Below are 11969 nucleotides of genomic sequence, written 5' to 3'. Positions count from 1 at the left end.
TCCTGTACGGGACGGCTACGACGCAAGGAACTTCTCGTCAAGATGCCATTCCAGGTACTCACGTCCTGGTCGGTCTACGCGACGGTCGGGCAGTTCTATGTGCCGCCCTGAACGCGCGTAGAACTGCTCGCCGTTGCCGAACTCGCTTCGCAGCCGAGGGCTCACTAGTAGCCGGTGTTTCAGGTCAACGCCGAGATAGCCAGCGTCAAACAGGGTGTGCGCGTCGGAGCGCAACAGGAGGCCATTGTCGAGTCGATGCTCCCCACCGGACGAGACCGGTCTGATGTGGGCCGCCTGCAGCACCGGACGGATGCGGTCGCCTGTGATCGCGCACCGCCGGTGGTAGGCGCCCGCGACTACGGCCTGGAAGGCCTGCTGTCCGAGCCGTCGGGGTGCTAGCCGAGGATCGCCGAACACTGGTCCGGGCAGCCGCCACGCCAGCTCGAGGTCACCATCAAGATCGTGCCCAAGCAGCCTGCGTAGCGCCTCGTCGAAGTAGGACGCTGCCGGCTCCTCAGCGAGTGGATAGGACTTGCCCTGGACGACGTTACGGGCGAGCCCGGGTGGTGACTCCATCTCGAGCCCCGGTGGGTAGAACATCACGTCCCGAACGAAGATCGACCCGATCAGTGGGTCCTCATCCGGCGCGATTGCAGTGCTCCGATACTGGCTTATCCTCTGTCGCATCGTCGTAATGTCTCCTGCGCCGTTCGCCTCTCCGAGCAAGTTCCATGCATCCGATAGTGGCAGTACGGCGAATCCGCTGAAGAATCCACCGCCGACAACGCGGTTGTGTGGATGGTGCGTCTTGAAGAAGAACGGCTCCCCCGTTTCAAGGATTCGAAAGGAGCGTCCGCCACTCGGCTGCCAGAAGTTCACTTCTGTGATGTGCGGCCGCGCGGCGAGGAAGCTGTACCAGTCGGCGTCGGTGACTCCGACATACGCCCTCACCAGCCGCCTCCAGCGCGCCTGTAGCCCGGCTAACCCGCACGGACCTCGTGCGGCGAATGGTGCCGCGTCAGCGAACTTTCGACAAGGCCGGGCTCGACGGGAGGTAAGTGAGCTACTCGCCTCGAAGGTCGAAAGCGGTAATGACCAGATCCGTGGTTCGCTCGTCTCGCACCGTGCACACCGACACCTGAGAGGCGAACAGGCCACGTTCCGTGACGGCTGAGTCGAGTTCGCGGGTCACTAACCAGCGCACTGGCACGGCGTACTCAGTTTGATCCTCATCGTCGGGCATTGCGCGTTCGCGGACAGGGCTCGGCAACCTCCGCCGGTCTACAACCCTGACCTCTACGCCGGCGTCAGACACCTCTAGATCGCGCAGTCTGTGGCCGTTCCGATAACCTCGCCGACTCCGACGTCATCGGCAGCGCCTACATAGGCGAAGATTCGCTTGCCCGCGACCGGGTTGCGGAGAGGTTACGAGTACCAGGGCCCGCCACCCGCGATGAACGGTTGGGCGGGATTGAACACGTCGGGAAGCGGCACATCGAAGGCCTGCCTCGGTCATCTTCCAGATCGCCATCTGTGCGGCCAGTTGTTATGCATATCGCCTCGAAGTCGATCAGCGCAGGACGTATAGACCGTGATCGACGCGACTCAGGGGCGCCCCAAGTTCGGGCTGAGGTCCTCCAGGAGCATTCCTGATCATCCCTTGGAACGTGGGATCGAGGCTCGGGCGCCGCCGCTCGGGGTAGCGCTGCCAGATGCGTCGAAATACCTCTATCCGGCTAAATGGCGTGTGCCCCTCGCCGGTTAGCAAGAGGGCTGCCCTCTGGATCAGTTCCGCGTTGGAAGGGCTCGTCATGATCTCCTCCTCAGGCTCAAGTCCGAGCATGAGTGAAGACACCGGTGGGTTGTCTGGTAACAGTCGGTGACTAATTCGTAGATAGTCCGGCAGCGCATGATGCCACGTCGCGGATATATTGCCGGCACGCCATCCCGGGGGTTCTCATGAGCGCTCACCAGCACGCGCCTCGGCTGCGTCGCGTCGGCGTGCCCAGTGCTGCCGCGCTTGTCGTCGTTGCCGGTGCGCTTACCGTGTCGGCGGCGCCTGCGGCGCAGGCTCGGTTGGCCGGGCCCGCGCCTGCCGCGGAAAAGTTGCCGGCGTACGGGACGCTTTGGATCAGTTCTCCCTCTGACCAGAGCATCTTGGAGTTCTCGCCTCCGGGCAGCAACCGGTTCCCCAATCCGATCGCCACGATCGAGGGCGCCGACACCACACTGAACGGCGTGAGCGGCATGGCCATGGACCACCAGGGCCGGCTCTGGGTCGCCAACCAATCCGCCAACTCGATCGTAGTCTTCGCCGCGAACGCCAACGGCGACGCCAAGCCGGTCGTGACCATCTCGGGCGCCGACACCCACCTGAACTCCCCGGTCGACGTTGCGCTCACCCAGAAGGGCAACATCTGGGCGGTCAACACCGGCGACAACTCGCTGGTCGAGTATGCCGCCGGCTCGCATGGCGACGCCAAGCCCCTACGCAGGATCGCCGGCAGCAACACGCTGCTCGCCAAGCTGACCGGCGTCGCGGTCAGCCCCGACGGGAAACGAGTCTGGGTCAGCGAGACCCGCATCATCAAGGACGGCCCGTCGCTGGACGAGTACTCCGGCTCCGCGCACGGCAACGTCAAGCCGATCGCCGTCATCACCGGCTCCAAGACCGGGCTGGACCAACCCAACGGCGTCGTCGTCGGCGTCGCGGGCACCGACCCGATCGCCGTCAACGCTGCCACCGACGAGAAGTCCGCGGTCGTGCGGTTCGCGCCCGGTGCTCATGGCAACGCGAAGGGAACCGTGGTCAGCGGAGAAAACACCGGGCTCGAGGAATCTCAGCTACCAGGACTCGACGCGGTCGGGAACATCTGGGTGCCGAACCCCGAGAACAGCGAGGTCGTGCGGTTCGGGCCGACACAGCACGGCAACGTCGCCCCGCAGAAGCTGTTCCTGGGGACCGACCTCAACAATCCGGGCAGCCTTGCGGTGTTCATCGTGCCCCCGAGCGCACCGCGGGCGATGCATGCAAAGGCCACCTCGAAGAAGCTCCACCTCACCTGGTCCGCTCCCAAGGTGAAGGGTGGCGGCATCCTCGGCTATGAGGTCCGCGACCGCAAGAAAGGCGGCCACTGGAAGGTCGTCAAGACCACCGCCAAGCCGTCGTACACGAAGTCCCACCCGCACACGGGCTTCTCGTACGACGTCATCGCGTTCAACGAGGCCGGCTACTCCACGGCGAGCTCGTCGCTCAAGGTAAAGGTCTAAGCCACAAGCAGCGCGACGAGCCGGGCGGCCGCCGGGCACCGGTCCGACGGTTCACAGCTCCAGAACCGGTGCATCCGCGCTACGCAGCTGCGCTCGAGTCTGGCCAGCGCACTGACCGCTCAGGCAGATCGCCGATATATTCAGTGCGCCGGGGGCCAGGGAGTCCTTGTGCTCAGAAGTCTGTCCCCGTCGCTTCGTTCTCGTCTCATTCCAAGCTCAGGCGCAGCGGTGGCCGTCCTGATCGGCGCACTGGCAGTCGCATCCGCTCCCGCTGCGCATGCGCGACCGGCTCGACCTCAGAAGGCCGCGAGGCTGCCTGCGTACGGGACGCTCTGGATCACCGCGACGTTCCTCGGCAGCATCTCGCGGTACGCACCGCCGACCGCCAACATCTCGCAGACCGCGGTCGCCACCATCAGCGGCTCGAACACCACGCTCGACGACCCGAACGGTCTGGCGATCGATCATCAGGGGCGGCTCTGGGTCGCGAACTCCTCAGCCAACTCAATCGTGGTCTTTGCCGCGAACGCCAACGGCAACGCGACGCCGGTCATCACGATCGCCGGCTCCAAGACCGGGTTGAACCAGCCGATCGCGGTGGCGCTGACCCAGCGAGGTGACGTGTGGGTAGCAAATGACGGCGTGAACACGATCGTCGAATTCAGCGCCGGCGCGCAGGGCAACGTCGCCCCGATCCGCACGATCGCCGGCAGCAACACCGCCCTCTCGGACCTGTCCGGAATCGCTGTCAGCCCAGAGGGGACACGCGTCTGGGTCAGCGAGTACCGCAGCCGGAGCCAGACCCCTTCACTAAACGAGTACGCCGGCTCCGCCCACGGGGACGCCAAACCGCTCGTGCAGATCTCCGGGCCCGACACCAAGCTGAACGACCCCAACGGGATCACGGTCGGCGTTGACGGCAACGATCCGACCACGGTCAACTACGTCGCGGGCAGTTCCGGCCTTCTGCGGTTCGCCCCGGGCGCGCGGGGGGATGCAAAGCCGACTGTCGTCTCAGGATTCAACACCGGTATCGAGCTCCCGGTGCTGCAGGCGCTCGATGCAGTCGGCGACATCTGGGTGCCGAGCGCCGAGAACTCCGAGGTGGCTCGGTTCGGGCCCACCGCCCATGGCAACGCCGTCCCCGAGCGACTTTTCCTCGACCGGACGAGCAATCCCGGCAGCATCGCGGTCTTCATGGCCCCACCCAGCGCGCCGCGGGCGGTGCATGCCAAGGCCACCACGAAGAAGCTGCACCTCACCTGGTCCACGCCCAAGGTCAAGGGCGGCGGGATCCTCGGCTACCAGGTCCGCGACCGCAAGAAGAGCGGTCACTGGAAGGTCGTCAAGACCACGACCAAGCCGTCGTACACGAAGTCCCACCCGCACAAGGGCTTCTCATACGACGTCATCGCCTTCAATGAGGCCGGCTACTCCACCGCGAGCTCGTCGATCAGGCCGTAGCAGTTAGACCTCAAGGCAGGGCGCTCACCCGCACGGTCGCCGCATACCGAGCCGGCGGCTACTCCCGGACGGCGAAGATGTCGACCCCTCGCCGGCCGGCATCCGACGCGGCGATCACCGTTGCGGCCTCCGACAGCTGCTTTCTCTGACTGGCGCTGAGGCCAGCAACCAGTTCCCCGATCTCGGCCTCGAACTGTGCGGTCGCCCGCTTGATCAGCGCCCGCCCCGGCGCGGTGATCCGCACGTGCACGCTGCGGCCGTCGACCGTGGACGGAACCCGGTGGACCAGGCCGCGCTCTTCGGCCCGGTCCACCAGCCCGGTCACACTCGACTTGTCCAGCCCCAGGAATGCGGCCAGCTCCTTGATCGTCGGCTCGCGATCCCGCAGGATCCCGAGCAGCCGCGCCTGCACCACCGACACGTCATGGCTCGCGGCGATCCGGGTCAACGCCCCCTGCACCGCGAAGGTCAGCTGCGCCAACCCGTCCACCAGGCCGAGATTTCGCGACCCCGGGACGGGCGTGAGCGCAACTCGATGGTCGATCGCCGGCATCCGTACCCCTCTTGAGGTAGTTCGTGACACCAACTATAGTGGATGGTAACACAAACTACTTCTCCAACCCGCCGGAGCAACCAATGGCCACGACGATGCATGCAGCAGTGGTGCGGTCCTTCGACCACCCACCGCGTTACGAGACCTTCGACCTCCCCGAGCCCACCGGCCCGGACGAGGCAGTGCTCGACGTGCTCGCGGCCGGGCTGCACCCGCGCGTCCGCACCGACGCTTCCGGCCGGCACTACTCAAGCAGCGGCACGCTGCCAATGATCCCCGGCATCGACGGCGTTGGCCGGCTCGCCGACGGTCGCCGGGTCTACTTCCTCAGCCACGACGACACCCTCGGCTCGATGGCCGAGCGAACACTTGTCGACGTACGGCGCACCCTCGAGCTGCCGGACAGCGTCGATGCAGTACAGGTCGCGGCGGCGATGAACCCGGCGATGTCGTCGTGGGTCGCGCTGCGCCGCCGGGTGCCGATCGAGGCGGGACAGTCGGTGCTCGTGCTCGGCGCGACCGGCAACGCCGGTGCGATGGCGATCCAGGTCGCCAAGCTGCTCGGCGCCGGCCGGGTCGTCGGCGCCGGCCGCAACCCGGAGCGGCTGGCCGACCTCACCCGTCTGGGAGCGGACGACGTGGTCGCCCTGACCGACGATCCCGAGGTCGGCGCCAAGGGGGCCGCCGAAGCAGCCGCTGACGTCGACATCGTCATCGACTATCTCTGGGGTGAGCCCGCGACGACGGCGATGATGGCCATGCTCCGCGCCCGCGAGGACCGCAGCCACCAGCTGAACTGGATCCAGATCGGCGCGATCGCCGGCCCCACGATCGAGCTGCCGTCCGTCGCGCTGCGCTCAGCCAACCTGCGGATCCAGGGCAACGGCCAAGGCGCCGTCTCGCCGGCGGGCTACCTCGCCGAGCTGCCGTCGCTAATCGAGGAGATCGACCGCGGCACGATCGCCATCGACGCGCACCCGGTCCCGCTCGCAGATGTCGAGCAAGCCTGGCGCACGCCGGACACCGGCGGCCGGCGCACCGTCCTCATCCCCTAGCCGCGTCTAAGGCGAGCTGGCGAAGCGGGCCAACTGGAGTGGGCGGCCGCCGACCTTCTGGTCCGCTCCCATCGCCCGCCAGTCCTGAGGCGAGACCGTCCCGGTCACCGGCAGGTGGTTCTCGGACTGCCAGGTCTTCACTGCGCTCACGGTCGCCGACAAGTATGAGCCGGTCACCGGCGCCGCCACCCGCTGCTGCACCGCCCGCACCGCCGCACCCGACGAACCCGCGCCGAGCGTCAACGACCGGTACGCCCACAGCGGCCCCGGCTTGCCGGGAATCGCCGCGAGCACCGGGCAGGTCAGATCCGAGTCGAGCGTCTTCGTGTACTGCACCAGCCAGGTCACCCCACCGGTCGCCGTCGCCCGGCACAACCGCGCGGCGTGATGCGGCCGCCCGTCGCCGCTGGGCAGCCAGTTCGGCACGGCCAGCCGCCAGCCGCGCGTGATCTGCGTCCACATCGCCGGCGTCGTGTAGACCCCGACCGACTCGTCCGCCGCGCGCAGCCCCTCGACCGCGCCGCGCAGCACCGCGATGTTGCGCGTGACGCGCGGCGACCACGGCACCGAGTTGCCCACCTCGACATCGAGCCACAGCCGGGGCACGGTCAGTCCGTCACCGTGCAGCAGCGAAACCGCGACCTGCGCTTGCGCGCTGCCCGCCTTACGCAGCAGGCACCGCGAACTGCCGTTGCACGCCGAGGTGAACCGGTCCGCGATCGCGGTCCGGAGCGCCGCGTTCGGGTAGGAGACGACCAGGTACGCCCCGACCCGCACACCGTTCTGCCTCGCCCACGCGAGCTGCGCGTCCAGGCACGGGTTGACCTCCAGCCCGTCACCGTGGGTCAGCCCGAGCAACACATACGGCGGCCGGCCAGGAGGCACGGTGCCGGCGGTCAGACCCGAGCACTGCGGCCACGACACGTCGTACCCGTGGCTGCCGATCGGCGCGGGCCCGAGCGGCCGGCTCGGCGCCGACGACGGCCCGAGTACGACGATGCCCACCACCACAATCGCGACCACGACCACCAGGCCGGCCGCCGCGACGATCACCTTGCCGATCGGGTGCCGGCGCAGCCAGCGGCGTACCTCACCGGACAGGCCGCCGCGAGCCGGCCGGCGCGGAGCAGGCACGCGACCCAGCCGAGTACGCCGCGAGCGAGGCCGCACGCGCCCGCGCGAGGTCCGCAGCCCGCTAGCCAAGCCGCCTCGCCGTCACCCGGTCCATCCTGCCCTTAGACTCGATCGGTCCCCTCCGGGGCAGGTAGCTCAGTTGGTACGAGCGTCCGCCTGAAAAGCGGAAGGTCGGCGGTTCGACCCCGCCCCTGCCCACCAAGACTCATCGAGGCCCCGATCGGTTGCCTCGACGCATCCGCGGAATCGCGCGGGCCGCTGATCTTCGCCGCCGTCACCGGCGCCACCGCGGGTCACGCCGTGACACGCAAAAAGGCGGGCTCGGGCGCGAAGATCAGCACGAGTCCAGGCCCGGGACCGGCGCCGGAGCCTCCGGCAACCGGGTGAAATTCCCTCCGACATCCCACTTTCGGAGCACGGCAATTCGGCGGAAGTGCAATAGGTTCGCTTCGGATCGGGGTTGAGGTGACCCCTGTGCTGGGAGTTACGCCAGAGAAGCGGTAGGGAATCACATGAAGACTTCGTCAGTCATCCGCGCCATCGGCTCCGCCGTCACCGTTGCGGGCACCGTCGTCGCGATGGTCGCAACCGCACCGGCGATCGCCGAGGCGGCCAATCACGCCAGCGCGCACCCGGCCGTTGCACATCCGGTCGTTGCACACCCGGCCATGCCACCGCGCGTGACCGCCGCGCCGCATGCGGCGCCGGGCACGAGCCGCCTGCCGGCGATGCACGGCTCGCCTCAGGCCTTCGCAAAGGCCCTGGCAAAGGAGCGTCGCACCCACGAGGCGAACGCGGTCAGGCCTGCCGTGAAGGTTCCGGCGGCGACGTTCACCGTCAATACGACCGCGGACTACGACCTGGCGAGCGCCACCAGCACGCACTGCGTCGACAGCGAGGCGACCGCGCACTGCTCGCTGCGCGCGGCCGTCGACGCGGCGAACAACCTGAAGAAACCGGTCAAGATCGTCCTCGGCAAGCACGCCTACAAGCTCACTCTCGCCGAATATCTCCTGGTCACCAACCCGGGAGGCACCGACATCGTCGGCGCGGGCGCCTCGCACACGAAGATCGAGGGTGACGGCTCCGGTGTGATCGACGTCTCTTCCGTTTCGGGGAAGTCCGCCGGCCTGCTGTTCCTCAGCGACGCCGAGATCACTGACGGCGACGCCTATGACGGTGGTGGGCTCTACCTCGACGACCCTTCCAGCAGCGGCGCGCCGTCAGCCGTGCTGACCGACGACGTCATCACGAACAACGGGGCCACGAACGAGGGCGGCGGCATATACGCCGCCGACGCCAACACCATGTACATGAAGAACGTCACGGTGTCCGGCAACACCGCGCCCGAGGGCGGCGGCATGTACGCGTACTTCTTGGACGCCCACTTCGTCGGGTCTCACTTCACCGGAAACTCGGCGACCACCGACGGTGAGGGCGGCGGGGTATGGATGGAGTACGGCACGTTTGACATGAAAGGCGGGTCGATCAGCGACAATACCGCCGGTACGCCGACCGTGAGCGGCGACGGCGGCGCCATCTTCGGCTACGACTACTCCGACATCGAGCTCGATGGCGTGACGGTCGACGGCAACTCCGCCGGGTCTGCGGGCGCCGAATCCGGAGCCGGGGGTGCGTTCTTTCTCGAGTTCGCAATGCTGGACATCACCGCCGGATCGATGTCGCACAACAGCGTCTACGACGGCGGCGACGGCGGCGCGATCTACGCCGTGTACGGAGCCCAGATCGGCCTCCACCATCTCACGATGAAGGACAACGTCGTCCACGGCACAAGCGCGGCCGGCGATGGCGGCGGCGCGATCTACGAGTACGCCTACGAATACCCCACGGCGCTGGACATGAACAACAGCTCGCTCACCGGCTCTAACGCCAGCGCGATCTACGTCTACGGCTACTACGGAAACGCCGACACCACGATCACCGACAGCACACTGTCGGGAAACCACGACAAGGCCGACAACGGCTACTACACGGGCTACGGCTGTGGCGGCGCGATCTGCGACTTGGCTGAGGAGTACTCAGGGACCAATCTCGCGATGAGTCACGACAAGGTCACCGACAACTCGAGCGCGGGTGTGTACTCCGGTGGAGCCGTGAACGTGGTCGGCTACTACTACGGCGGCGCCAGCGTCTCGCTGACGCACTCGACCTTCGCGCACAACTCGACCGGCGCTGACGGCTACGGCGGCGCGGTCGGCCTGTTCGACGACGCCGAGTACGCGCCGATCTCCCTGCAGTCCGCCTCCAACCACTTCACTGACAACAAGGCGGGCACGAGCACGACGCCTGGGTACGGCGGCGCTCTCACGGCCTACTACTACGTCACGATCTCCGACTCAGGTTCGGTGTTCTCCGGCAACAAGGCAGAAGGCAAGAGCGCGGAAGGCGGCGCGGCCGCCTTCTTCACCTACATGTCAGTACGCCTCGACGGAACCCGCATCCTCAACAACAGCGCGGGCCCCTCGACCAACGAGGGGTACGGCGGTGCCATCTACAGCGAGGTCTACAACGGCTCTCGGTACAACCGCGTCACGATCTCCGGGAACACCGCCGGCGCCGAGGGCGGAGCGATCTTCGGCGACGACGAAGAGACGTACATCACCAACTCGACCATCTCAGGCAACAGCGCGGGCAGCTCGGCGGCCAACGGCTACGGCGGCGGCATCTACGTCGATGAAGTGCTTCAGCTGAGCGAGACAACCATCGCGAACAACCGGGTCGTGTCGAGCTCCTCGAAACCGGGGTACGGCGGCGGGCTCTACGCTGACGACGCCCACATCGACGCCCGGTACACGACGATCTCCGGCAACCGGGCCAAGGACGGTGGCGGGATCTACACCGACGGTGACGGCGGCACCCTGCTGTCGACCATCGTTTCCGACAACCACAATGCCGACGGGAAGGGCGAGAACGACTGCATGAACGACGATGCGGCGACGATGCTCAACTCGCTCGGCGCAAACGTCCTCGGCCAGTCGAAGTGCGTCGTGACACCGGGTGCCCACGACGTCATCACGACTAAGGCGGGCCTACGCAAGCTGCACAACTACGGCGGCGGCATCCCGACGATGGCGTTGACCTCGAAGAGCCCGGCGAAGGGTCGCGGCACGCAGTTCTGCGACTCGACCGACGAACGAGGTCAGTCGCGGCCGTCGAACCACTGCGACGCCGGCGCCTACCAGCGAGCACCGGCTTCGGTCAGCCATGTGAAGGGCAGCGGTCACGCGGGCGGCCACGTCACCATCACCGGGTCGGGCTTCAGGTTCGCGTCAGCCGTGCACTTCGGCTCGCACAAGGCGAAGTTCCGCGTCGTCAGCAACACCAAGATCGTCGCGACCGTGCCGGCCGGCGGTGGCACGGTTTCGGTGTGGGTGACCTCACCTGACGGCACCGGCAAGAAGGGGCACTACAGCTACTAAGTGCGACAAGGACTGCGGCGACCGAGCCTCAGTCACATGTAACGCGGAACGGCGCGGCGCTCAGCTCGAGCGTCGCGCCGTTCTTCGTCTTGTCGCTGGGACGCCGACCATGCGCCCAAGGCCGCTGCGGGAGTCACCTGTTGTGTTCGGCGAACACGGCACGCAGCTTCGGCGCATCGGCGAGCGAGCGGTCGCCGCTCTGCTGCCCCCAGGCGTAGGCGTAGTCGAAGTCGGGCGCCGGCACCAACCGCTGCCAGCTGTCGAGGATTGCCCGCTCCTGCTTCGGCGTGGGCAGCGTCCAGTGCCGGTAGCCACCGCCGCCAAAGGCCTGGTAGACCGGCACGATCTGCTTGACCCGGATGTGGTCCGCCCTCGCCGCCTTGACCGCCGCCTTGATGATGCCGTCGTGGCAGCCGTGCCACTGCCGCTGGCACGGGTAGGGGTCGAGGCCGAACAGGTCGACGTGCGTGTTGCTCGGCGAGTAGGTGCCTCGATAGATCGGCTTGGTGTCGGTTCCCTGGTCGTCCAGCACGACGAACGTGAGCGCCCCGCGGTCGTGCGCGTGGATCCAGCCGGACTCTGCCTTCAGGCTCGCGGCCCGGCAGCCCGGTGCAGAGCCGGAGTACTTCGGCGGGATCGGCTCGTCCATCAGGTAGAAGCCGTACACCTTCTGCTTGCCGACGAACGGCCGGACCGCCTTCTTGAACTCCGTCGTCGCGCCGGTGCACAGCCCGAGGTAGACGAGCGCCTTCACGTGCGCAGGCAGCAGGGACAGGTCACCCGGCGTATTCAGATCGGCGAGGTTGAACCCGTCGGCCTTCGGCAGGTAGGCGCCATGCCGCCCGAAGTTGCTCCCTGGTGCGTAGTGCAGGCGGGGCACCGGCCCGACGCCACCGCGCGAATGTGCACCGGAGTACGACGACACCCGGTCGGTGGCAGCAGCCAGCCGTGGCACGACGCAGGCAGCGGAGACCAGCCCGAGCGCACCCGTCGCGTCGCCGTACGCCGCCCGGCGCGACCGACGCGGGTCAACCACGCGCCCATCGTCGCAGG

Annotated in this window: 8 protein-coding genes and 1 tRNA gene; 5 read left to right on the top strand and 4 right to left on the bottom strand. The window is 67.5% G+C overall.

What is annotated here, in order from left to right; all coding sequences use genetic code 11:
- Window positions 1-15: 15 nt before the first annotated feature.
- Window positions 16-951 (bottom strand): HNH endonuclease, encoded by a 936-nt coding sequence (locus VME70_04020; GenBank protein ID HTW19365.1) that lies wholly within the window; start codon window positions 949-951, stop codon window positions 16-18.
- 1206 nt (window positions 952-2157) lie between these two features.
- Between VME70_04020 and VME70_04015 the strand changes: the two genes are divergently transcribed.
- Together VME70_04015 and VME70_04010 are read left to right on the top strand one after the other, a co-directional pair.
- On the top strand, window positions 2158-3270 hold the full coding sequence (locus tag VME70_04015) for a fibronectin type III domain-containing protein (GenBank protein ID HTW19364.1): 1113 nt from the start codon (window positions 2158-2160) through the stop codon (window positions 3268-3270).
- Between the two features lie 228 nt (window positions 3271-3498).
- Entirely contained in the window at window positions 3499-4734 is a 1236-nt protein-coding gene (locus VME70_04010; GenBank protein HTW19363.1) for a fibronectin type III domain-containing protein, read from the top strand.
- A gap of 58 nt (window positions 4735-4792) precedes the next feature.
- On the opposite strand, the gene VME70_04005 is transcribed toward VME70_04010, so the two are convergent.
- The gene (locus VME70_04005) at window positions 4793-5287 is read right to left on the bottom strand and encodes a MarR family transcriptional regulator (GenBank protein HTW19362.1); all 495 of its coding nucleotides are present in this window, start codon (window positions 5285-5287) and stop codon (window positions 4793-4795) included.
- An 83-nt stretch (window positions 5288-5370) separates the two neighbouring features.
- Between VME70_04005 and VME70_04000 the strand changes: the two genes are divergently transcribed.
- Window positions 5371-6342: a zinc-binding alcohol dehydrogenase family protein gene (locus VME70_04000; protein ID HTW19361.1), complete on the top strand. Its 972-nt coding sequence runs from the start codon at window positions 5371-5373 to the stop codon at window positions 6340-6342.
- Window positions 6343-6348: 6 nt separating this feature from the next.
- Here VME70_04000 and VME70_03995 read toward each other — a convergent pair whose 3' ends face one another.
- Window positions 6349-7476: a peptidoglycan-binding protein gene (locus tag VME70_03995; protein HTW19360.1), complete on the bottom strand. Its 1128-nt coding sequence runs from the start codon at window positions 7474-7476 to the stop codon at window positions 6349-6351.
- A gap of 124 nt (window positions 7477-7600) precedes the next feature.
- Between VME70_03995 and VME70_03990 the strand changes: the two genes are divergently transcribed.
- Window positions 7601-7677: transfer RNA gene (locus VME70_03990), tRNA-Phe, on the top strand.
- A gap of 311 nt (window positions 7678-7988) precedes the next feature.
- Window positions 7989-10916, top strand: coding sequence for a choice-of-anchor Q domain-containing protein (locus VME70_03985; GenBank protein ID HTW19359.1), 2928 nt, complete (start codon window positions 7989-7991; stop codon window positions 10914-10916).
- A gap of 133 nt (window positions 10917-11049) precedes the next feature.
- On the opposite strand, the gene VME70_03980 is transcribed toward VME70_03985, so the two are convergent.
- Window positions 11050-11952 (bottom strand): hypothetical protein, encoded by a 903-nt coding sequence (locus VME70_03980; protein ID HTW19358.1) that lies wholly within the window; start codon window positions 11950-11952, stop codon window positions 11050-11052.
- Between the last annotated feature and the right edge of the window lie 17 nt (window positions 11953-11969).

Source organism: Mycobacteriales bacterium (assembly GCA_035504215.1).
In the GTDB taxonomy this organism is placed as follows: Bacteria; Actinomycetota; Actinomycetes; order JAFAQI01; family JAFAQI01; genus DATAUK01.
The sequence above is the reverse complement of the archived record's forward strand: the minus strand, read 5'-3'. Positions and strand labels throughout refer to the sequence as shown.

What these genes read in the sequence shown, in the direction of transcription:
- VME70_04000 (HTW19361.1), top strand. Translation starts at nt 5,371, where the DNA reads ATGGCCACGACGATGCATGCAGCAGTGGTGCGGTCCTTCGACCACCCA.
- VME70_04005 (HTW19362.1), bottom strand. Translation starts at nt 5,287, where the DNA reads ATGCCGGCGATCGACCATCGAGTTGCGCTCACGCCCGTCCCGGGGTCG.
- VME70_03985 (HTW19359.1), top strand. Translation starts at nt 7,989, where the DNA reads ATGAAGACTTCGTCAGTCATCCGCGCCATCGGCTCCGCCGTCACCGTT.